Below are 21,572 nucleotides of genomic sequence, written 5' to 3'. Positions count from 1 at the left end.
AAAAAGATCTAAACATCCTCAATTTGAAACTGCTTACGCCAGCGATTTGGTGAAATTTTATGTTTCTTCAAGAAATGCTGACGCAAGGCAGTATCGCTATGAAATCCACTTTGTTCTGAAATGTCAGTAATAGATAAATCTGTGCTTTCCAAAAGCTCTCTTGCTCGCTGTAGCCTTGCTTCAATTAACCATTGATTTAATGACATTCCGGTTGCTTTGCGAAAATGTCGGGTGAAAGTGCTACGGCTCATTGACAAACGTTCGGCAAGGCTATCAGTCGAATGAAGTGCGGTCAGATTTTCATTTAAATAAGCAAGCAACGCATTGATATTGTGATTAGGTGTGGAACGAGAAATAGGGCGTTCGATAAATTGTGCTTGTCCGCCTTCACGATGAGGGGGGATAACCAGTATTCGGGCAATATGATTGGCAATTTTCACACCATATAATTTACGGACAATAGAAAGGCAACAATCCATGGAAGCGGCCGTTCCTGCAGAGGTAATCAGTCGATCTTGTTCCAAATAAATGGGATTTAAATCCCATTTCACCTGCGGAAAACGATTAGTAAAATCACTATATCCCAGCCAATGTGTGGTTGCTTTTTTGCCGTTAAGTAGGCCACTGCACGCCAACACATAGGCGCCATAACATAAACCCACTACTGTCGCACCACGTTGATACGCTTGCCGTAATGCTGTTAATAAAGCCTCACTCGGCATCACTTGAGTATCATGCCATCCAGTCATCACAACAATATCGGCATTCTCCAACCATTCTAAACCTCCATCTAAATGTATGTGAAATAGCGAGTTTGTCAGGTTGTCCGAATCGTTAACGATTTTACAGTTAAATAACGGCTTGCCGTTTAAATCCGACATAGAAAAAACGGAATATGCCATCGCAAAATGAATGGGCATTATTTGTTCATACACAATCAAAGCAACTGTGGGTGTATTCATTTTATTTCTCCTACTTTGATATGAGCATAGCACAAAATGACCCGATTATTACGTTTATTGATTTTTTATCTATTTTTGCGCAATTTTGTTCTCACTATAATATGTTTATTCATTCAATAACGTACAGAAAAGGAAAAACAATGAACTTAAAAACCTTAATTAGCATTACAGCATTGGCTATTAGCGCAAATACTTTCGCTGTAGATCTTGCCTCTAAAAACACTGATAGCTACCAACATATCCGAAATGCCACGGGTCGCCTGAACTACGCAGGGAAAACTTTTTTAATTGATCCGATGCTTGCTGAAAAAGGACGTTATGCAGGCTTTGAAGGGACATTAAATAGCCATTTGCGTAATCCACTTGTAGAATTGCCGATGAAAGCAGAAGATACTTTCAAAGATGTTGATGCCATTATTTTGACTCATACACATGAAGATCATTGGGATGAGGTTGCACAAAAAATTTTACCTAAATCCATCAAAATTTTTGTGCAACATGAACGGGATGGCGACTTACTCAAAGTGCAAGGTTTTACTAACATAACCAGTTTATCGCTAGAAAAACCGGTGGAGTTCGAAGGTATTATTTTAAATAAAACCGGCGGTTCTCACGGCACAACGGAAATGTACGCTGTACCACAATTAGCTGAGATTTTAGATGAGGCGATGGGTGTAATATTCCAAGCGAAAGGTCATCCAACTGCTTACTTGGTTGGTGACACAATTTGGACTGCCGAAGTAAACAAAGCCATTAATCGTTATAAACCTGATGTAATGATTATGAACACCGGTGATGCGCGTACCTTAGCTTTTCCGAATGACGGCATTATTATGGGGTTACAAGATGTTGCCCATGCTCGCCAAATGCTACCAAATACAAAACTTATCACAGTGCACATGGATGCGGTAAACCATATGTCTGTTTACCGTAAGGATTTACGCCAATTTATCCAAGCAAACAAGCTTGAAAATGTAGTAATTCCAGAAGACGGTGAAACAGTGAAATTTTAAAATAAGCACTTGTTGCAAGGCAAAAAACACATGCTTTCGCTTACTTGGAATGCGCCGATTGAAGCATTCACCCGCAAAGGTGACTTCTTCGAAGGTAAAGGTGTGGATGCTTTATATATGCACTTCCACAAACTCAACGAGTTCATCGGTTTGAACCGTCTGCCGACATTTTTATGTAGCGACGTGATTAAAAATCCACAAGTAGAACAATACTTAACCGATTACCAAGCACATTTGGAAAAAGTATTTGGCTAATTGCAAACTATTAGTTTAGAAGGTGAGCATTTGGGCTCACCTTTTTTATTTTTCTATCATCAAATCTACAGGCAGGGAGAGAGAGGAATATCATTAAATATAATTTTTAACGTCTTGGAGGAGCTTTTTTTCAAAGGCAGTTAGATTATTTAAAAGCTCAAGGTCTAATTTAGATAAGTTATCTATTGCAATATCCAATTTCCCTTCTGGGTTTAATTTATTTTCTATTTTTTCAGCTAATGGCAATGGTAATCCATACTCATCTAATGCGATCAAGGCTGGATCTTTAAATAGGTTTTCAACTTGAGTACAAAAGAAAGAGTAATCTGATTTTTCTATTCCTAATCTCTCTGCTAATTCATTCTGAATACGAGAAACAGCCATTGCAAATCGAGGAAAGTGGAATTGAGCCCACTGTCTGATAAAGTTTAATGTATTTTCTACAGCATCATCAGCCTCAATACCTTGGCTTATTTCATTTAATATAATCTCTTTAAGTTGGTTATGCTTTAGCTGATTTAACTTAAATGCCAGTTGTTTTCCTGAATAAATATCAGAATAGCTTTTCGAATGAATAAAATGATCCCAAATTAAACAACATAATACTTCCAATTGTTCGTAACTAGGATTTGAGATAAAACTTAATCCTTCTAAAATATATTGATGTTCCAATAAATATTTTGCGAGCTCAATTTGATAATCTGGGTTTATTCCTGAATTACTACGCAATGTATCAATACTTAAAATAGATTGGTTATGATACTTCTGAATACGCTTCCAAGACTCCATTGTCATATCATCTTTATCAAGCTGAATTAAAAGAGAATCCGTGGTATTAGATTCATCTTGAGAAAAAATAGGAATATCAACTAGAGGAAGTTCTTCTTGGGGAGGGTTATTAAACAAATATACATTTCCAATAAAATGTTTAAACATTCGTCCTGAGCGACCTTTTATATTATTAAAAGTAAAGAAATCATACTTATTTCTGGCAATTTTGTTATCAAAAATAATTACATTTTTTGCTTTTGTATTTACTCCTTCAATTAACGTTGAAGTACAAACTAAAAATTGTATCTTTTCTTCATTGAAATTTTTAACACATAAATATGCTATGGCTCTAGGAATTTTTCCATGATGCATACCAATACCTTTTCTTAATCCTTTAACTAAAGTCCAGTCTGGGTGATAATTTTCTGCAATCCAGTTGGCTTCATTATTTAGATAATTATCTTTTAACTGCGAGCATTTTTCAGTAAGTAGTCTTGTAATCTTTCTTGCTTTATTAGGAGATGCACAAAAAATTAGTGTTGAACCTTTAATTGAATTACATAAATTTATCAATTCATCAAAATGATCTTTTTGAGGATGGATATGGATTACTTCAGTCACAACTGTCGAATAGTCTGTTTTAATAAATTTACACTGGAAGCGTTCGGGTAATCCATTAGGTATGTTGTTTATATTTGGACCTAATAAATAAAATTGTTTGGATTTCTTATACAATTTATAGAAAGCAAGATTTAAAGTCATCGCTCTTTCGGAATCCTCTCGAGGATCTAATTTGTAGAATTCATCCAATATAAAAAGATCGAAATTAGGAAGATCAGGAAAGTCAATTGCTCGTTCTTGTGTTAGTATAAAGATATTTTTCGATAATTTTTCCTGTGAAGCATGTGTAATAACTTTATGTTCTGTTTTTAGAGAGGATATCCTTCTTCTAGTTTCATCAATAAGTGCAATTGTTGGCACAATAATAATAATATTTTCAAATTTTTGACTTTCAATTAAAGAATCTATTAAAGTACTTTTTCCAAAACTAGTTGGCGCACTTAGTATAATATTTTCCCCATTTATTAGATGTTGGAAAATTTCAGATTGTACTTTGTGGAAGACTATCCCTTCATTACCTGAGTTATTTTCTGTCAATAGAGATGGTCTATGTAGCTCCCTTACAAAAGCATCTTTTATGGTAATATTATCAGTGTCTAAATAAGGATATAAGCCAAAATGACGAACAAGGCCATTTAAAGCATCACTAAAAGAGTTAAATTCCTCTTTTCTATCTAAAATTCTAAGAAGAAGCTGTTGAGTGCTGTTATCTTCTATATTATTAGTATTTGCTAGGTAATACATTGATTGAAGAATAATAAATGCAGTATCAACATTAATAGGATTACTATTTTTGAGAATCTTCTCTATATCATTTCTTGTAAACATTATTGTAACCTTTTTAATTCTTCATCTAATTTTTTAATTAACACTGATTTTTCTTGAAGAGGTAATAGAAAAACATGAAGTTTAATTGGTATAGTTAGATTTGATATTTTATTTTTAAAATCATCAAAAACTTTCATTACTTCATGTTCTAATTCAAGATTAAATTCTTTAGTTGTTTTTGTGTGTTTCTTTAAAGTTTTACTATCGTAAGTGATAAGAATTGGAATACAGGCACAATCAAATAATTCATCTAAAGATGTATTAGGAGCAAGTAATTTTGATAAGATAGGATAAAAAGGTGATTTTGGGTCGATATCAATTTTATTCAATAACAGCATCTTTTCATTTTTTAGATAATCTTGTTTAGTATGCTCCTGAATTTCACCTATTACATCATAAATAGCTTGTCTAGCATTGTTATAAAACTTAACTTCTCCTAGCCATAATTCAAATGTATCCTTTGTATCCTTTGTATCCTTTGTATCCTTTGTATCCTTTGTATCCTTTATATTAATGATATGGACTGCATCAAAACCTTTTACAGTATTATTAACTGCGTCTTTAAAATAAATCTTACTGATAGCAGGAATAGAACTATAAATCTGGCGTAATATTATATGTAAGAAAAGTTCACCAAACTCGCCACGGTTTTTATATTTATCTGTTTGGTACACTGATTGTGCAGCTTTTCTAATCATTTTTAAAGCATTACTAGAAGTGATACTTTTCAATTCGTTAGCAGTTAGGCAGAATTCAGGTAACCATTCCATAGCATGTTCAGCTAATTGAGAAGATCTCCACTCTCCACATTCATAGCCTGCACACAGAGCAGATATTGGCGGGGTTGAATCAAGATTATGAATTTTTAGTTCTAAAAAAGGTTCTGGATGTTTTGGATAATCCATAATAGGTTACTCCTTATCTATACGAATAATAAGTCAAATTATTACATAAATTGATATTACAATATTTCCATAAAAATAAAAGTTAAACTGTTGTTGATTCTATCATTTTATCAAAAGAACATATAGCCAATTATTGGTTGGATGATGATATAAGCAAACTAGATATTTTACTCATCGTATTGATAGCTATTTATTGGAGATATTACAAGGAAAATTAGCAGGGATGTTGAGTGATTTCTTGTGTGATCCTTATCTAAAATCAGGGCAGCTTGTTCGCTTGTTTCCTGAAGTGGAGATTCAAAAATGACAACTGTTTTTATACCGTCCATACGAAACCGTTACGCCACCAAGGGGCTTGAAAGACTTTGAAATACTGGAAGGAATTTTGAAAAAGGAATTTGAGAGATAGTCAAGCGGTCAGATCATAATGAGCGATATTCATCTTTTATTCTACGAGCTTGAGCAAGCGACAACTCAGGGTAAATACCTAAACTGATATTTTTACGTTTTTTAGTGAAAGGATGATAATAATTAAAGATCCATAGCTTAGAACCATTAGTTTTAACTCTTAAGGATAATCCATTGCCATCGGAAAGGTTGTATTCCTTTTCAGCCGGCTTTGCTCTGTCTATTTCGGTGTTTGTTAAAGATTTTGTTGTTCTTGGCATAGCAGAATCACCTGTCATTTAAGAAATATAAGAAGCGGTAAAAGCCTTGCAGCACAAGGTTCTTAATGCTTGTAGTAACATCGGTTTAAGTTATTTTATTATGGTGTTACTATCGGTGTTACTAAAATCGTTGGATTAGGTTGGAATGGATAGGATTAAATAGGACAATAAAAAAGCCTTGGGCTTTATATACCAAGGCTTTATCGGACTTTATAACACTTGTTTGGAATTCAATTTGGTGGAGCTGGCGGGAGTTGAACCCGCGTCCGAAATTACTCTACCTTCAGCACTACACGTTTAGTCTAGTCTTTAATTTCACCTACCGCCAGCGGACAGACACGCAAGTGATAGGCTAGTTTGATTTAATTTAGTGTTTCGATCCTCAAACGGCGGCGTCCACACGATCTCGTTTTGGGTGACTTATCGAACTCCTCGTCTTACGAGCGGAAGCTGAGGCGATAAGGCTTTAAGGCAGGTTATTAAGCTGCTAAAGCGTATTGTTCGTCGTTTGCGACTATTTTTTTGCGGTTTGTTTACGAGGCCTACCGCACCTCGACGTGCACCTTGGGCTTCGCTAATCCCGTCGAATCCAGAATCAGCCCCAAAAAGTTTGGAAATTTTAAAGGAAAGCGGTAAGATCTGCAAACATTTTTGCAAGTCTCCCGCCGAGACAAAATAAAGAGACGCTTATGAATAAATATGATGAAGATTTGATTGAAGATGCAGAAGTGATTGAATCGGAAGAGGCTGAGCCTATTCATCCTGATGAATTAGAAGCATTGGAAGCAGAGAAAGCCGTTCATCCAGCATTGCTTCAAGGCGGTATGCCTGTTCCGCAAGGAAATTTGGATAGCTATATTCGCATCGCTAATCAATATCCGATTCTAAGCGCCGAGCAAGAAAAAGAACTTGCGGAACGTTATTACTATGATGAAGATTTAGAAGCTGCAAAACAGCTGATTTTATCGCATATGCGTTTTGTCATACACATTGCCCGTGGGTATTTGGGCTATGGCTTACCGCTCGCGGATTTGATTCAAGAAGGGAATATTGGGTTAATGAAGGCAGTAAAGCGCTTTGACCCAAATGTTGGCGTGCGTTTGGTTTCTTTTGCCGTACACTGGGTAAAAGCAGAAATTCACGAATATGTGCTGAAAAATTGGCGTATTGTGAAAGTGGCAACCACGAAAGCACAACGTAAATTGTTCTTTAATTTGCGTAAAAATAAGCATCGTTTGGCATGGTTTAATGAGGACGAAATTCAGAAAGTTGCAGATGATTTAGGTGTTTCTCCGCAAGAAGTGCGAGAGATGGAATCTAGAATGACTGGGCAGGATTTAGGTTTTGATTTGCCAGTAGGCGAAGATGATAGTGAAGCCTACACTCCTTCCATGTATTTAGAAGACAACAGCTCAAATTTTGCAGACGAACTGGAAGATGAAGAGCAAATGGGGGAAGCAACCGCTCAACTTGCTTATGCGCTTTCGACGCTTGATGAACGTAGCCAAGATATTATCAAAACCCGCTGGTTAGATGAAAATAAAGCGACGCTTCAGGAACTTGCGGATAAATATAACATTTCTGCCGAGCGTGTGCGCCAGCTAGAAAATGCAGCACTGAAGAAAATTAAAGATGCCGTTACGCTAGACTAATCACAAGCGGTCTGATTTTGCAAAAGTTTATAAATTATGTGGCTTTGCACAAATTTTTTATCAGTTATATTTTACGTAGTTCTTATAGAGATGGGAGGATTTTTTTCAAATAAGATAATCGTATCTTATTTTGTGAGATCAAATATATGTTCAGAACTTTTTTAAGTTAAATTTACAGACTTTTTAAATTCTTTTTTATGAATCAACTTCGCAGTAATTTTTGCTAAAATAGTCTTGAATTCCTATTTTTTCGAGGCTATTTTTATGCAAGACAATCAAATCACCACTCAGGTACAACAAATCGACCAACTTTTCAAAAATCTTAAACAAGATGAAACTCAAAATGCATTGGCAGAAAAAGCAGAAAATGCACTTTTTGCCAATGATGAGGCGAAGAAAAACACTTTTCAAACCATCAATGCCTTTTTAGATGATTATTTGGCTAGCGGTCGCCATCAACCGATTGATCAGTGGCTGAAATTTCGTTTTGACCTATATCCTGATATTTGGGAAAGTGAGCAAGAGAAAATCGACACGGCAAATACCATTATTAGCACGATTGAAAACCTTGCAACCAATCAAGTAGCATTAGAAAAACATCTTGAGAAAAGAGGCAAAACTGTAGAAGGTTTTTACAAGAATAAGATCAATGAAATTGCACAAGAATATCAGCTTGATGCAACGGAATTAGCCCAAAAAATAGACAGTTCTTTGGCGGAGGCTAACCGTAATCAATTTGGTACGTTAACAGGGCAAGTGATTGATCTTCCTGTTGAAGAGACTACGATTGTAGAAAAAACTATTAAGAGGGCAAAATTAAACGCTCAATTAAACCTGATGGGGTGGGGTTTAAAAAGTGCTACTGCTCGTTTAGTGAATTCGTTTTTGGGTAAGGAAAATCTTTCGCACGAAGAAGAATTGCAGAAAATTATTCGTGGCGCGGTGGATAGTGCTGAAAATAAAGGTGTGCAAATTGCGGTTTCAGGTGGTGTGGTAATTTCTGCCAAAAAAGGTTGGATTAAAGATGCCTTTGCAGGATTAGATAAATTGGAAGAAGTTGCGGGTAAAGCAGGTGCGATTTTAAGTCGCGTGCAAGATCTTACCTTAAATGTGGCAAATGGTTGGGACGATATTCGCTTATTTGATAAAGTTGAGCAAGGTGTTATTTCTGCAACAGAGGCAGTCGCAGAAAAAGCAAAATTTGTGGCAGCTCAAACCATTACCAATTTGGAGCAAAAGGCGGATCTGTTTTTACGCCAAAATGGGACGAAATTAGGAACAAAATTAGGTGCGATGGCAGGTTCACTTTTTAGCCCAGCAGGTGCGGCAATTGGCGGCATAGTTGGTGGTTTTCTTGGAGAAAAAGCAGGTGGTTGGGTTAGTGGCAAGGTGGTTAAACCAATGGCAGAAACTGCAAAGAAAGTTGCGGATAAGGCAATTGATTCAGTAAAAGACGCTATAAAAACAACGATTTCTAAGGGAAAAGAGGTTTGGGATGCAGTAAAAGAAAGTAAATTAAATCCTCTTAATTGGTTTTAATAGGAAAAGTGTGTAGATTTGAGTAATCCACATACGTATTGCAAATATTCTTTAAAAATAAACCGCTTTCGTGCGTAAAATTTCATTTCATCCCCCACTATGAATAAATATGAAAGAACAAAATTTAACACAACAAATTATTGATTATATTCAAGCAGGTTACACGGCCTTTTATTTAAAAACGAGCGAATTAGCTCGTGCGGATAGATTAATTGGTGAGGTGGTTAATCAGCTTCGATTTAATGTGATCGAATATAATTTAGCTTACGGCAGAGTGAAATTTGAGAATAAAGAAAGTATTGATGACAGCCTAACCAGTTTTGAGAAGATATTTAATCATCTTCGCTACGAAGATTTAGAAAATAATCTCATTTTAATTAAAGATGTTAAATTAGGATTAGAAAATAATCCTGTGGCATTAGCCCGTTTAAAATATCTATTAGATACCTTGAATGATTATAAAGGCGAGAGTGCAGTAATTTTACAATCTGCCGATGTGTATTTGCCGAATGAAATTGAACCGCTTATTACGCTTTTAGAATTAACACTGCCTGATCAAAATCAAATACAAGCGGTGTTAAAACAAGAAAAAATTGCAAATGAATTAACGGTTCGTCTAAGCACCGCACTTTCTGGTTTGAATGAATTAGATATTCAGCAATTATTAAATTTACTCAAAAATAAACATGGAGAATTAAACGCAGAAAATGAAAAAGCCATTCTTGCCGAAATCCAACAACAAAAAGAGCAAATTATTGCCAAAAGTGGCGTGTTGGAAATGGTGAAGGTGAATGAAGAAATTGAGGATATTGGCGGTTTAGAAAAACTCAAAGCGTGGTTGCAAGATCAAAGCTATATTGTGAAAAATCTTCAAGCGGCAAAAGAGTTTGGCGTAAAAGCTCCAAAAGGCACGTTGATTGCGGGGATGCCTGGTTGTGGTAAATCGCTTACGGCAAAAGCAGCGGCAGCATTATTTCAACAACCGCTGTTGCGTTTAGATATTGGCTCGTTGCTGGGTAAATATGTGGGCGAAAGTGAAACCAATATGCGAAAAGCGTTAGCAATGGCGGAGAGCATCAGTCCGTGCGTGTTGTGGGTAGACGAACTGGAAAAAGCCTTTATAGGGATGACTGGTAACAACGCTTCTGAAGTTAGCTCGCGTCTGCTCGGCTATTTCTTAACGTGGCTACAAGAGAAAAGTGCTCCTGTGTTTATTATCGCTACTGCTAATGATATTACCGCATTGCCACCTGAATTATTACGCAAAGGGCGTTTTGATGAGATTTTCTATGTCGGCTTCCCAACCAAAAAAGAGCGTAAAAAAATCATTGAAATCCATCTTACCAAAGCGAAACAAAAGGCAAGCGAATTTGATATTGATGTCCTTGCCAGCGAATGTCGCGACTATGCGGGGGCTGATATTGAAAATGCGATTTTTGAAGCGGTGAAAAAAGCGTTTATTAGCAATAATAAAATCCTTACACAAGATTTATTATTAGAAGCCATCCGCAAAACCACGCCACTGCGTAAAACTTTAAAAGATAAAGTGGGCGAATATGAGAAAAAATTTGATGAACTCTATTTATCGCCAGCGTCTGAGAATGATGGATTGAGTATTGCTCAAATGGTAAAAATGGCAAAAGATCCGAACTATCTTGTGCGTGTTAAAGTAGCTCAAGATGAAAATGTTACCGAAGAAATTCTAGAGCAACTGGTTAAAGATGAGGACAGTGATGTCTATGAAGCCGCATTTAGAAATCCAAATTGCCCAACTAGATTATTAGATGAACAATTATCTTTAGATAAAGAGCACGATGATTATAATGAAGATTTATTAGATATTATTTATCAACATAAAAATATATCGTTTGCGTTAGCGTTATCTTATTGGGCTGATGGAGATAAGAAATCAAGAATTGATGACTTATTTAAGAATAATAAAATTGATCTGTTGGAGAACCAAGAAGTTATATTAGAATATGGGGCGAATTATCCTAAAATACTTCTTGCTAAAAATAAATGTATGTTTTCTGAAATAGTAAATAAATTAGTCCTAAGTGAAAATCGAGAAATAAAAGATGCTTTAATAAGAAATACGGAATTGAATAAAAAACTTATTTTTGTTGGTAGTGATGACGATAGAATTATAGAAACTAACTGGCTTAGTAAAAATGGGGAGTTTGTATCTAAAGGTGATTTAATATGTAGTGTTAGGAAAGCATTTAAGAAAAAACGACGAAACTCTTCGCTAGCGTGGGGAGTAGAATATACGCAAGAAGTGACGCAAGCTATTTTTGCTGAATACAGTGGGATTTTGCTTACTAGTTCAGGGGTAATGCATTCGGAAAGATTTTTAGGTGCAATTATTCAATAACCTAAAGTAACTAGATTATAGTATCTATAGTCCTTTTCCTTTGAAGGCGGTCGTTTTTCGCAAAATTTTTGCTGAATTTAATCGCTTGAGTTCACTAAATGGTAAACTAACCTTATATCTATACTTTACAAGCAAAAATAGGATTGCAGTATGTTATTAGATCAGCATATTGAATTTAAAAATGTAAAGGGAGTTGGCGATATTAAGTTACAGCTCTCTAATAAAAAAATGAATGTGATTATTGGTTCTAATGGAGTTGGTAAAACAAAAACGTTGGAATCTCTTTACACGCAACTATTATTCTCGAATAAATATGTGGCGAATAATTTTTATGTTGATTCTGCCAAAATTGTATTTGAAAAGGCATTGGTTAATAAGACTCAGGTTTCTGAATTTGTCCGCAAAGATTTATATATAACAATAGCTGATGCTATGAAAATTAAAGATTTTCATGATTTCCCCGTAATTTATTTAGCTGCACAAAATCGTGGGGAAATTCAACAAAAACAGGGTAATGTTGATGGGGCAATAGGTGAATTTAAGGCAAGAAAAGAAGCTTATATAAAATCTGTTATTAATAAAATGCAACATGGTTTTTCTACCTTAAATATGCAAGGGTCGATTGATGAATGGTTTATCCAAAGAGCAAATTCATCTAATCGGTATCAACTTCGTGAAAATAATCGTGAAGTGGAATTGTTAGCTGTATTGCGAATTTTAAATCAGATCGATGCTCGCATTAGTGCTGATCCTGAAGATTTTAAATCGCCAGATGGGGAACGTGTAACCATTAAATTAGATGGAAAAACGCATTATTTGAGTGAATTAAGTAGTGGGTTTGCTTCTTTAATTAAAATTGTTCAATCTATTGTTGCAGGCTATTCTTACTTTACGAATGCAGAAGATATTGAACAAGTAGAAGGTTATGTTTTGATTGATGAAATTGAAAGCCATCTACATATCGAATGGCAAACAAAGATATTGCCGTTGCTGACCAAAATTTTTCCTAATACCTATTTTGTGATTACCACTCACTCTTCCTTGGTATTAACTCAACTTGTTGATGGGGCAGCTTATCAATTAGTTCGAGAAAATGATGTTGTGGTCACTAAACCTATTCAAAATGCAGGGCAAGCCGCGTTAATTGATTTATTAGAAGAAGCATTTGGGGTAAACCTTAATAAATTACGACTTGAAAATACTACAGCAGAAAGCCAATCTGATATGAAGAAGGCGTTATTATATCTATTAGGAGCTTAATATGTCGGTAAGTCAAGCTTCTTCAAACAATAAAGTATTATTAGATGCGAATATCTTAATTGCGGCAATTAAAGATAATCAAAGCCTAGAAGCAGAGCTTTTACGTAAGTTGTTATCAGATTCGCAAAATGTTGTTTATATTACACCACTTATTTATTATGAGGTATTGCGTGGTGTTGATTGGGCGGATATTCCTAATTACGAAAAACATCTTGAGGTATTAAATAGCCTAAGCAATTTGAATATTGATAAGCCGATTGCAGATTTGGCGGCTGGACTATTTCGATATGAAAGACGTTTGCGCCAAGATAATGGACAAACGCCAAAGAAAATTAATAAGCATAATTTTGATATTATGCACTTTGCCACAGCTAAGCAGAATGGGCTTATGTTAGCTTCTGAAGATGAAGATATTGCTGCGTGGGAATCGCTTTATTCTGAATTTACGAATCAATAGCGCGATATTATATATCTTAACCAATTTTTTGACGAACGATAAAGTTCTTAGGTTTTTTCAACCTCATTTTAGAAAATTGGTATACCAGTTAATGTTCCAAATGATTAAATTTAGTAAAATTTTTACTGAATTTGACAGCGTTCTTTTTAGGTTTCTAGCAAAATATATGCTAACTTTTAAGTAACCTAGGCACATAGATTCAGTTTAACAGATATCTTAAGGTTTTTAATTGGTTTAGAACATTATAAAAAGGCATACATAATGCTGCAAAAGTTTGACAAAATCAGACCGCTTGTTTAGTGATTGTGGATAAAACTACTGCGCCATTTTTTGTGCAATAGTTAAGAAACCATCTGCAGTGCTAAAAATTTCTTCAAATCCTTGTGCTGCAAGGATTTTATCTGACACTTCTCGAAATGCGCCTTCACCACCTGCTTTTTCTAAAACCCAGTCCGCTTGTTGCTTCACATAATCGTGAGCATTGCGAGTAGCAATCGCTAAACCGCAAACTTCAAATGCAGGTAAATCAAGGGTATCATCGCCGATAAATGCGGTTTGTTCAGGGGTTACGCCTGCGGCTTCCATCAATTCAAAACATGCCGTGCGTTTTTCCATTTTGCCTAATTTGGCAAAATTCACTTTTAACACTTCAAGACGTTTGCGTAATAGTGGATGATCCCCACCTGAAATGACGCCGACTTGAATGCCACAAGTTTGGAGCATTTTCATGCCAAGTCCGTCATGTACATGAAAACGTTTCATGACTTCACCTTCTGCGGTGTAATATAAACCGCCATCAGTGAGTACGCCATCGACATCAGTGATGACTAATTTAATCTTGGTTAAATCCATTCTGTCAGTTCCTCAATATGATAAGATGACACTATTATAATTTTAGGAGGGTAAAATGTCGATTTCACAAAATTTAGCGCAAATTCAGCAACAAATTGAATCACTTTCCGCGCAGTTTCAACGTGAAAATGTGCGCTTATTGGCGGTATCAAAAACTAAGCCAGTCAGCGCTATTGAAGAGGCAATTCAAGCAGGGCAAAAAGCCTTTGGTGAGAATTATGTGCAAGAGAGCGTGGAGAAAATTGCTTATTTTAATCAGCAAACCGACCTAGAATGGCATTTTATTGGGCCACTTCAATCAAATAAAACCAAATTAGTGGCTGCTCATTTTGATTGGATTCAAACGGTGGATAGACTTAAAATTGCTCAACGTTTAAGTGAGCAACGCCCAGCTGATAAGGCGCCATTGAATGTGCTGATTCAAATCAATATTAGTGATGAAGCTTCTAAGTCTGGTATTGCGCCAGAAGAAATGCTGCCGTTAGCCAAAGAAATTGCGTTATTACCAAATTTAAAACTGCGTGGTTTAATGGCTATTCCAAAACCTGAACATGAACCAGCGCAGCAAAAAATCGCACTGAGTAAAATGCAGCAACTTTTTAACCGCTTGCAAACAGAATTTGAAGGAATAGACACGCTTTCAATGGGAATGAGTGATGATATGGCGGCTGCAATTGAATGTGGTTCAACGATGGTGCGTATTGGCACTGCCGTTTTTGGCGCCAGAGATTATGGCGTGAAAGCTGAATAAAGAAGCGTTATGCCAGATGGAATACAAAAGATTTTGATTCTGTAATGACTAAAATGCCCGCAAACAAGCGGGCATTTTTTATCGAGATTTTACAAATTATTGAATAAGTACATAGAAATTTGCGCCATCACGCACGATGTTAAGTGCAATTGCAGATGGTTTTGCATCAAGGGCTCTACGTAAATCACTGATGGTTTCAGTTTGGGTGCGGTTAATACCGATAATCACATCGCCTTTTTTCAAGCCACGTAACTCTGCAGGTGAACCTTTTTCTACTTTAGAAATTTCTACCCCTTTTAAGCCATCTTTACTGTAATTGCTATATTGTGCCCCAGTTAATGCAGGTAACAAGTCAGTTGCGCTTGCAGTTGGTGCATCGCCATCAGATTGTAATGTTACTTTCGCTTTTTCCACTTTTCCATCGCGTAAGTAGGTTAATTCAAACTCTTTACCTGCGCCTGCCGTAGCAATTTTGGCACGTAATTCAGCAAAGCTACGTAATTTTTGACCGTTTAATTCGGTAATGACATCGCCTGCTTTTAAGCCAGCTTTAGATGCTGCAGAGTTTGGTAAAACTTCGCTAATGAATGCGCCTTGTTGTGCATCAATATTGAATTCTTTCGCAAGATCGGCGTTAAGTTCGCCTCCTTTGATGCCAAGCATACCGCGTTTTACTTCACCAAATTCAATGATTTGTTGAATTAAGTTATTTGCCATGTTTGCAGGAATTGCAAATGCAATACCCGCATTGCCACCGCTTGGCGAAAGAATAGCAGTGTTAATACCGATCAATTCGCCTTTTAAGTTAATGAGTGGGCCACCTGAGTTACCTTGGTTAACCGCAGCATCTGTTTGAATATAGTTTTGGTAGCCATCATCAATATTGCCCGTTGAACGACCTAATGCAGAAACAATTCCCGAAGTCACGGTTTGTCCTAAGCCGAATGGGTTGCCGATAGCCACCGCAAAGTCACCCACGCGTAATTTGTCTGAATCTGCAAATTTAATTTCAGTTAAGTTTTTCGGAGATTGAATTTGAACTAATGCAACGTCTGATTGCGGATCTGCACCCACTAATTTTGCTTGGAATTCACGGCCATCTTCTAACTTAATGGTAATTTTATCCGCATCTTTAATCACGTGGTTATTGGTAATCACATAACCTTTTTCTGCATTGATAATTGCGCCAGAACCTAATCCTCTAAATTGACGTTGTGGAGCGCTACGTTCAGATGATCGGCTGCTTTGACCACCAAAAAATTCATTAAATAAATCTTCTAAATCTTCTGGAAGACCGTCTAAACTATCACGGCTAGAACTGCGGCTTTGGCTAGTTTTGGCTTTGCCTTCTACAGAAATTGCAACCACAGCTGGGCGGACTTTATCTAACATATCCGCTAAAGACGGTGCTTGTTCTTGTGGGTTGTTTGAGAAAAATGGAAGGCTGATTTCTGCTTGTGCTTGTATTGGTAAGCTAGCCATGCCAAGGCCTAAAATTGCTGCAGATAAAATAGATTTTTTAAATGTTTTCATTATGTTTCCTGTTTATGTTTGTGTTGTACAAAATCAAGCGATGCCACTTGGGGAACCAAGCGCGTTTGCTTGTGTCGATAAGACAGACTCATTTTGAGATTGGTTCATCAAAATGTAAATAAATGAATGAAAAATAGTCAATAAAAAATTTGCAAGCGGTTAAATTTTATGACTAGATTGCAAATGTCAACTTTTAAAAGCTCTTTGACATTAGAAACAAATTGATAGAGCATACACGCTTTATTATAAGGAAGAAGATTATCTGAATGCATAGTACAGAGAACTTGATTGAGGTAAAAAACCTCACCTTTAAGCGAGGTGAGCGAGTCATTTACGACAATCTGAATTTGCAAGTGCAGAAGGGAAAAGTCACCGCCATTATGGGGCCTTCAGGGATTGGGAAAACCACCTTGCTCCGCTTAATTGGCGGCCAGTTAATTCCTAATGCCGGCGAGATTTTATTCGATGGCGAAGATGTCGTGAAAGCCTCAAATAAACAGCTTTACCAAATTCGCCAGCGAATGGGCATGTTATTCCAATCGGGCGCATTGTTTACCGATTTATCTACTTTTGACAATGTGGCATTCCCGATTCGTGAACATACCAATTTACCTGAAGCAGTGATTAGAAAATTGGTGTTGATGAAATTAGAGTCAGTTGGATTAAGAGGCGCAGCAGATTTAATGCCCTCTGAGCTTTCTGGCGGGATGGCACGTCGTGCAGCATTAGCACGCGCGATTGCGTTAGATCCAGATTTAATTATGTACGATGAGCCTTTTGCGGGCCAAGACCCAATTAGTATGGGCGTTATCGTAGAATTGATTAAAAAATTAAACCAAGCGATGAACTTGACTTCTATTGTGGTTTCGCACGATGTAGCAGAGGTGTTAAGTATTGCCGATTACGCTTACATTGTGGCAGATAAGCATGTGATTGCAGAAGGTACACCACAAGCATTGTTAGCCAGCCAAGATGAGCAAGTCGTGCAGTTCTTGTCGGGTAAAGCAGATGGGCCGGTTCGATTCCATTATCCGGCGAAAGATTATACAGAGGAGCTATTTAATGATTGATTTTATTAGTCGAGTTGGCGCTTCTGTCATTCATTTTATTCGCGCCTTCGGACGTTCTGCTTTTATGCTTTGGGGCGCTTTGGTTGGCAAACCTAATTTCCGTAAGCACAGCCCGCTTTTAATTAAACAGCTATATTCAATAGGCGTACAATCTTTATTGATTATTATGCTTTCCGGCTTGTTTATCGGCATGGTATTAGGTTTACAAGGCTATGTGGTACTGGTTGATTTTGCCGCAGAAACAAGTTTAGGAACCTTAGTTTCACTTTCTTTATTGCGTGAGCTAGGGCCTGTGGTAACGGCATTATTGTTTGCAGGTCGAGCAGGTTCGGCATTAACGGCAGAAATTGGTTTGATGAAGGCAACAGAGCAGCTATCAAGCCTTGAAATGATGGCAGTTGACCCACTACGCCGAATTATTGCACCGCGTTTTTGGGCAGGTGTGATTTCAATGCCTGTATTAGCAGCAATTTTTACGGCTATTGGTATTTGGGGTGGCTCATTAGTTGGGGTCGATTGGAAAGGCGTTGATAGCGGTAGTTTCTGGTCGGTAATGCAAAACTCCGTTAATTTAAGCGACTTAACTAATGGCTTTATTAAAAGCATTATTTTTGCGTTCGCAGTAGTTTGGATTGCTTTATTTAACGGTTATGACTCAATGCCAACTTCAGAAGGTATTAGCCAAGCTACAACTAAAACGGTGGTAAACGCCTCGTTAGTGGTTTTAGGATTAGATTTTATTTTAACAGCCATTATGTTTGGCGGTTAATTCACAAAAGGAAAAGACAATGCGTCAATCAATTAAATATGAATTTTGGGTCGGCTTATTTGTACTATTAGGCTTAGCAGCTCTTGTATTTTTAGGCTTGCGTGTCGCGGGTGTGCAAGGATTTACTTCCGAGAAAACTTACACTCTTTACGCAACTTTCGATAACATCGGCGGACTAAAAGTGCGTGCACCGATAAAGGTCGGCGGGGTTGTGGTAGGGCGTGTTGAAGACATTCAATTAGATGCACAAACCTATACACCGAAAGTAGCATTAGCAGTGAATCAAGATTTTAATAAAATCCCAGACACTAGCTCACTTTCAATTAAAACCGCAGGTTTATTGGGTGAACAATATATTGCGTTAAACATCGGCTTTATGATGGAAGGCGAAACGGAATATATGAAAGAAGGCAGCAGCTTTACAGATACCAATTCAGCTATGGTATTAGAAGATTTAATCGGTCAGTTCCTATATGGCGACAAAAAGTCATCGAATAGTGAAACTGAAAAAACTGAGGCGTCGAAAGCTGAATAATACACGCTATTTTGCGTGCCTATTCCCCGAACTTCGGGTAAAATGAAACAATTTCCTGCATATGGCATTTTAACTGCCGTATGCAATTTTCTAAGACATATTGGAGTTTATTCAATGTTCAAACAAATTAAAAAAATTATCGCAACCGCAGTGGTTGCATTTTCAACTTTTGTTTCTGCACAAGCTTTCGCAGAAACTAGTCCTTATGTATTGACTCAACAAGCGTCAGACAAATTATTTGGCGATATTAAGGCTAACCAAAGTAAAATTAAATCAAATCCAGAATATTTACGTACTATTGTGCGCAACGATTTAATGCCACATGTGCATGTCAAATATGCAGGTCAATTAGTGTTAGGTAAAAACCTTTCATCTGCCACTGAAGCACAACGTGAAGCATTCTTCAACGCATTTGGTCAATTTGTTGAACAAGCTTACGCGCAAGTATTAACACAATACACAGACCAAAAAGTACAAATCGAAAGCGAAAAACCGGTTGATGGTAAAACTATCGTAAGCATTCGCGTGAATTTAGTACAAAATAATGGTGCACAGCCAATTAAATTAGATTTTAAATGGCGCAAAAACAGCAAAACTGGCGAATGGCAAGCTTATGATATGGCGGCTGAAGGCGTAAGTATGGTTGCAACGAAACAAAATGAATGGAGTGGTGTGTTACGCCAACAAGGTATTGATGCGTTAACAAACCAAGTTGCACAAGCAGCAAAACAACCTATCAAATTAAGCAAATAATCGTTTTATGCAATCGGAAAAAACATTACAATGGGCGGTCTCTCAAAACAATGAAAGTGTAGTGGTAACGCTCATTGGTGAATTAACCCGCAACACGTTGCTTCCTCTTTGGAAGCAACGTGCTTCTTTTTTATCGCCAAGCGGTAACCAACAGATTTATTGGGATTTAGCAGGGCTAACCCATCTAGACTCAGCAGGATTTACCTTACTTGCTGAAATGCTCAATCATTATGGCAAACAAACGGCCAATCACTTAATTCATACACCTAAAGTTATTTTTACTTTGGCAGAATTATATGATTTAGATGAGTGGTTAGCGCAATATACCCTCTAACGAATATTTTTAAGGATTGTTTCAATGGAACCTAAACAAATTGAAGAAATGCTCAAGCAAGCATTCCCTAACGCTTCAGAAGTTCACGCACAAGGCGAAAACTCGCATTATGGCGTGATTGTCGTCAGTGATGAATTAGCACAGTTGACTAAAGTTAAACAACAACAAGCAGTTTATGCGCCGTTAGCTGAGCTATTTTCGACCAACGCTATCCATGCATTAACCATTAAAGTGTTCTCGACCGAACAGTGGAAGAAAGAACGCTTATTAAATATCGTTGGCTAATCATTTCAAACAAGCGGTCTATTTTGCAAAATAATCTGCAAAATAGACCGCTTGCATCTTATAAAAAGAATTAAAGGTAGGATTTAGATGGAAAAATTCCGTGTGCAAGGGCCGGTTACTTTAAGTGGAACGGTTGATATTTCGGGCGCAAAAAATGCTGCGTTACCCATTTTATTTGCTGCAATTTTAGCGCAAGAACCCGTTACTTTAACTAATGTACCTGATTTAAAAGACGTTGATACTACATTCAAAATTTTACGCCAATTAGGTGTGGTTGTTGAACGTGATGAAAAAGGTGCGGTACAAATTGATGCAAGCAAAATCGATCACTATATTGCGCCATATGAGTTAGTGAAAACCATGCGTGCGTCTATTTGGGCGCTTGCGCCGTTAGTGGCGCGTTTCCACGAAGGACAAGTATCATTACCAGGCGGTTGTACTATCGGAGCTCGTCCTGTAGATATGCATATCTCTGGTTTAGAAAAAATGGGCGCTGCGATCGAATTAGATGAAGGTTATGTGAAAGCAACTTCAAATGGTCGTTTAAAAGGCGCGCGTATTTATATGGATAAAGTGAGCGTAGGCGCAACCTTATCTGTCATGATGGCGGGCACCTTAGCGGAAGGAACAACCGTAATTGAAAATGCAGCGCGTGAGCCGGAAATTGTCGATACTGCAGATTTCTTAAACGCCATGGGCGCAAAAATTTCAGGTGCGGGTACAGATACCATTACCATTGAAGGCGTTGAAGGATTAGGTGGTTGCTGTCATCGCGTCGTTGCAGACCGTATTGAAACGGGAACCTTCTTAGTTGCGGCAGCTATTTCAGGCGGCAAAATTACTTGTCGTGGTACAAAAGCAGATACTTTAGACGCAGTGATTGAAAAATTACGTGAAGCTGGTATGGAAGTGACCGTAACGGAAGACAGCATCACTTTAGATTCTAAAGGACAACGTCCGAAAGCAGTTAATATCCGTACAATGCCACATCCAGGTTTCCCAACGGATATGCAAGCGCAATTTACTTTATTGAACGTAGTGGCAGAAGGCACCAGTCGCATTACGGAAACCATTTTCGAAAATCGTTTCATGCACATTCCAGAGCTCAATCGTATGGGGGCAAAAGGCGAAATTGAAGGCAATACTGCTATTTGCCAAGGCGTGGAAAAATTAAAGTCTGCAGAAGTAATGGCGACTGACTTACGTGCATCAATCAGCTTAGTGTTAGCAGGTTGTATCGCAGAAGGGGAAACTATCGTAGATCGTATTTATCACATTGACCGCGGTTATGAGCATATTGAAGAGAAATTACGCGGTATTGGTGCAAACATCGAACGTTTTCGTGCCCCGTTTGAAGGGGAGTAATTTCCTAGTTTTGAAAATGG

The 21,572-nt window shown here is 37.3% G+C and carries 20 protein-coding genes, 1 other RNA gene and 1 pseudogene; 15 read left to right on the top strand and 7 right to left on the bottom strand.

Annotated elements, in window-relative coordinates; all coding sequences use genetic code 11:
* Positions 1 to 8: 8 nt before the first annotated feature.
* Positions 9 to 962: a GlxA family transcriptional regulator gene (locus HSP_RS0110755; RefSeq protein ID WP_007523665.1), complete on the bottom strand. Its 954-nt coding sequence runs from the start codon at positions 960 to 962 to the stop codon at positions 9 to 11.
* Between the two features lie 140 nt (positions 963 to 1,102).
* On the opposite strand from HSP_RS0110755, the gene HSP_RS0110750 reads away from it, so the two are divergent.
* Together HSP_RS0110750 and HSP_RS11060 are read left to right on the top strand one after the other, a co-directional pair.
* Entirely contained in the window at positions 1,103 to 1,975 is an 873-nt protein-coding gene (locus HSP_RS0110750; RefSeq protein WP_007523751.1) for an MBL fold metallo-hydrolase, read from the top strand.
* A 9-nt stretch (positions 1,976 to 1,984) separates the two neighbouring features.
* Positions 1,985 to 2,230: pseudogene (locus HSP_RS11060) on the top strand (NAD(P)H-dependent oxidoreductase); the annotation flags it as partial.
* Positions 2,231 to 2,323: 93 nt separating this feature from the next.
* Here the strand turns inward: HSP_RS11060 and HSP_RS0110740 are convergent.
* The 4 genes from HSP_RS0110740 to ssrA all read right to left on the bottom strand — a co-directional run bounded on the left by HSP_RS0110740 (position 2,324) and on the right by ssrA (position 6,626).
* Positions 2,324 to 4,450 (bottom strand): DEAD/DEAH box helicase, encoded by a 2,127-nt coding sequence (locus tag HSP_RS0110740; protein ID WP_007523778.1) that lies wholly within the window; start codon positions 4,448 to 4,450, stop codon positions 2,324 to 2,326.
* Positions 4,450 to 5,355 (bottom strand): HamA C-terminal domain-containing protein, encoded by a 906-nt coding sequence (locus HSP_RS0110735; protein WP_007523854.1) that lies wholly within the window; start codon positions 5,353 to 5,355, stop codon positions 4,450 to 4,452. The genes HSP_RS0110740 and HSP_RS0110735 overlap by 1 nt, the downstream gene beginning before the upstream one ends.
* A gap of 422 nt (positions 5,356 to 5,777) precedes the next feature.
* Complete coding sequence (locus HSP_RS0110730; protein ID WP_007523802.1) at positions 5,778 to 6,023, bottom strand: integrase arm-type DNA-binding domain-containing protein; 246 nt, start codon at positions 6,021 to 6,023, stop codon at positions 5,778 to 5,780.
* Between the two features lie 236 nt (positions 6,024 to 6,259).
* Positions 6,260 to 6,626: a transfer-messenger RNA gene (ssrA, locus tag HSP_RS11280) on the bottom strand.
* A gap of 86 nt (positions 6,627 to 6,712) precedes the next feature.
* Between ssrA and rpoH the strand changes: the two genes are divergently transcribed.
* From rpoH to HSP_RS0110705, 5 genes are all read left to right on the top strand, one after another.
* Positions 6,713 to 7,675, top strand: coding sequence for an RNA polymerase sigma factor RpoH (gene rpoH / locus HSP_RS0110725; protein WP_007523743.1), 963 nt, complete (start codon positions 6,713 to 6,715; stop codon positions 7,673 to 7,675).
* Positions 7,676 to 7,939: 264 nt separating this feature from the next.
* Positions 7,940 to 9,214, top strand: coding sequence for a hypothetical protein (locus HSP_RS0110720; protein WP_007523798.1), 1,275 nt, complete (start codon positions 7,940 to 7,942; stop codon positions 9,212 to 9,214).
* 109 nt (positions 9,215 to 9,323) lie between these two features.
* Complete coding sequence (locus tag HSP_RS0110715; protein WP_007523684.1) at positions 9,324 to 11,588, top strand: AAA family ATPase; 2,265 nt, start codon at positions 9,324 to 9,326, stop codon at positions 11,586 to 11,588.
* Between the two features lie 150 nt (positions 11,589 to 11,738).
* Positions 11,739 to 12,848 (top strand): AAA family ATPase, encoded by a 1,110-nt coding sequence (locus tag HSP_RS0110710; RefSeq protein ID WP_007523847.1) that lies wholly within the window; start codon positions 11,739 to 11,741, stop codon positions 12,846 to 12,848.
* Between the two features lies 1 nt (position 12,849).
* Positions 12,850 to 13,305 (top strand): type II toxin-antitoxin system VapC family toxin, encoded by a 456-nt coding sequence (locus HSP_RS0110705; RefSeq protein WP_007523908.1) that lies wholly within the window; start codon positions 12,850 to 12,852, stop codon positions 13,303 to 13,305.
* A gap of 315 nt (positions 13,306 to 13,620) precedes the next feature.
* On the opposite strand, the gene HSP_RS0110700 is transcribed toward HSP_RS0110705, so the two are convergent.
* Complete coding sequence (locus HSP_RS0110700; RefSeq protein ID WP_007523827.1) at positions 13,621 to 14,157, bottom strand: KdsC family phosphatase; 537 nt, start codon at positions 14,155 to 14,157, stop codon at positions 13,621 to 13,623.
* Positions 14,158 to 14,212: 55 nt separating this feature from the next.
* Between HSP_RS0110700 and HSP_RS0110695 the strand changes: the two genes are divergently transcribed.
* A complete protein-coding gene (locus tag HSP_RS0110695; RefSeq protein WP_007523833.1) occupies positions 14,213 to 14,908 on the top strand; it encodes a YggS family pyridoxal phosphate-dependent enzyme in 696 nt (231 codons plus the stop codon).
* 96 nt (positions 14,909 to 15,004) lie between these two features.
* Here HSP_RS0110695 and HSP_RS0110690 read toward each other — a convergent pair whose 3' ends face one another.
* Positions 15,005 to 16,444 (bottom strand): DegQ family serine endoprotease, encoded by a 1,440-nt coding sequence (locus HSP_RS0110690; RefSeq protein ID WP_029495422.1) that lies wholly within the window; start codon positions 16,442 to 16,444, stop codon positions 15,005 to 15,007.
* A gap of 263 nt (positions 16,445 to 16,707) precedes the next feature.
* Here HSP_RS0110690 and mlaF point away from each other — a divergent pair, with 263 nt between their 5' ends.
* The 7 genes from mlaF (at position 16,708) to murA (ending at position 21,552) form a co-directional block, all read left to right on the top strand.
* Positions 16,708 to 17,511, top strand: coding sequence for a phospholipid ABC transporter ATP-binding protein MlaF (mlaF, locus tag HSP_RS0110685; protein WP_007523864.1), 804 nt, complete (start codon positions 16,708 to 16,710; stop codon positions 17,509 to 17,511).
* Positions 17,504 to 18,280 (top strand): lipid asymmetry maintenance ABC transporter permease subunit MlaE, encoded by a 777-nt coding sequence (mlaE, locus tag HSP_RS0110680; protein ID WP_007523831.1) that lies wholly within the window; start codon positions 17,504 to 17,506, stop codon positions 18,278 to 18,280. The genes mlaF and mlaE overlap by 8 nt, the downstream gene beginning before the upstream one ends.
* A gap of 19 nt (positions 18,281 to 18,299) precedes the next feature.
* Entirely contained in the window at positions 18,300 to 18,815 is a 516-nt protein-coding gene (gene mlaD, locus HSP_RS0110675; protein ID WP_007523899.1) for an outer membrane lipid asymmetry maintenance protein MlaD, read from the top strand.
* Positions 18,816 to 18,929: 114 nt separating this feature from the next.
* Positions 18,930 to 19,568, top strand: coding sequence for a phospholipid-binding protein MlaC (mlaC, locus tag HSP_RS0110670; protein WP_007523884.1), 639 nt, complete (start codon positions 18,930 to 18,932; stop codon positions 19,566 to 19,568).
* Between the two features lie 7 nt (positions 19,569 to 19,575).
* On the top strand, positions 19,576 to 19,902 hold the full coding sequence (locus HSP_RS0110665) for an STAS domain-containing protein (RefSeq protein WP_007523776.1): 327 nt from the start codon (positions 19,576 to 19,578) through the stop codon (positions 19,900 to 19,902).
* Positions 19,903 to 19,926: 24 nt separating this feature from the next.
* Positions 19,927 to 20,187 (top strand): BolA family protein, encoded by a 261-nt coding sequence (locus tag HSP_RS0110660; protein ID WP_007523722.1) that lies wholly within the window; start codon positions 19,927 to 19,929, stop codon positions 20,185 to 20,187.
* Positions 20,188 to 20,274: 87 nt separating this feature from the next.
* On the top strand, positions 20,275 to 21,552 hold the full coding sequence (gene murA, locus HSP_RS0110655) for a UDP-N-acetylglucosamine 1-carboxyvinyltransferase (protein ID WP_007523868.1): 1,278 nt from the start codon (positions 20,275 to 20,277) through the stop codon (positions 21,550 to 21,552).
* Positions 21,553 to 21,572: the final 20 nt, after the last annotated feature.

This window comes from Haemophilus sputorum CCUG 13788 (assembly GCF_000238795.1).
GTDB lineage: Bacteria > Pseudomonadota > Gammaproteobacteria > Enterobacterales > Pasteurellaceae > Haemophilus_A > Haemophilus_A sputorum.
The sequence above is the reverse complement of the archived record's forward strand: the minus strand, read 5'-3'. Positions and strand labels throughout refer to the sequence as shown.

Excerpts from the sequence above, each read along its gene's own strand:
- HSP_RS0110705 (WP_007523908.1), top strand. The coding sequence starts at position 12,850 with ATGTCGGTAAGTCAAGCTTCTTCAAACAATAAAGTATTATTAGATGCG.
- mlaE (WP_007523831.1), top strand. The coding sequence starts at position 17,504 with ATGATTGATTTTATTAGTCGAGTTGGCGCTTCTGTCATTCATTTTATT.
- HSP_RS0110720 (WP_007523798.1), top strand. The coding sequence starts at position 7,940 with ATGCAAGACAATCAAATCACCACTCAGGTACAACAAATCGACCAACTT.
- HSP_RS0110700 (WP_007523827.1), bottom strand. The coding sequence starts at position 14,157 with ATGGATTTAACCAAGATTAAATTAGTCATCACTGATGTCGATGGCGTA.
- mlaF (WP_007523864.1), top strand. The coding sequence starts at position 16,708 with ATGCATAGTACAGAGAACTTGATTGAGGTAAAAAACCTCACCTTTAAG.
- HSP_RS0110750 (WP_007523751.1), top strand. The coding sequence starts at position 1,103 with ATGAACTTAAAAACCTTAATTAGCATTACAGCATTGGCTATTAGCGCA.
- HSP_RS0110715 (WP_007523684.1), top strand. The coding sequence starts at position 9,324 with ATGAAAGAACAAAATTTAACACAACAAATTATTGATTATATTCAAGCA.
- HSP_RS0110730 (WP_007523802.1), bottom strand. The coding sequence starts at position 6,023 with ATGCCAAGAACAACAAAATCTTTAACAAACACCGAAATAGACAGAGCA.
- mlaC (WP_007523884.1), top strand. The coding sequence starts at position 18,930 with ATGTTCAAACAAATTAAAAAAATTATCGCAACCGCAGTGGTTGCATTT.
- mlaD (WP_007523899.1), top strand. The coding sequence starts at position 18,300 with ATGCGTCAATCAATTAAATATGAATTTTGGGTCGGCTTATTTGTACTA.
- HSP_RS0110710 (WP_007523847.1), top strand. The coding sequence starts at position 11,739 with ATGTTATTAGATCAGCATATTGAATTTAAAAATGTAAAGGGAGTTGGC.
- HSP_RS0110665 (WP_007523776.1), top strand. The coding sequence starts at position 19,576 with ATGCAATCGGAAAAAACATTACAATGGGCGGTCTCTCAAAACAATGAA.
- HSP_RS0110740 (WP_007523778.1), bottom strand. The coding sequence starts at position 4,450 with ATGTTTACAAGAAATGATATAGAGAAGATTCTCAAAAATAGTAATCCT.
- HSP_RS0110755 (WP_007523665.1), bottom strand. The coding sequence starts at position 962 with ATGAATACACCCACAGTTGCTTTGATTGTGTATGAACAAATAATGCCC.
- murA (WP_007523868.1), top strand. The coding sequence starts at position 20,275 with ATGGAAAAATTCCGTGTGCAAGGGCCGGTTACTTTAAGTGGAACGGTT.
- HSP_RS0110695 (WP_007523833.1), top strand. The coding sequence starts at position 14,213 with ATGTCGATTTCACAAAATTTAGCGCAAATTCAGCAACAAATTGAATCA.
- HSP_RS0110735 (WP_007523854.1), bottom strand. The coding sequence starts at position 5,355 with ATGGATTATCCAAAACATCCAGAACCTTTTTTAGAACTAAAAATTCAT.
- HSP_RS0110660 (WP_007523722.1), top strand. The coding sequence starts at position 19,927 with ATGGAACCTAAACAAATTGAAGAAATGCTCAAGCAAGCATTCCCTAAC.
- rpoH (WP_007523743.1), top strand. The coding sequence starts at position 6,713 with ATGAATAAATATGATGAAGATTTGATTGAAGATGCAGAAGTGATTGAA.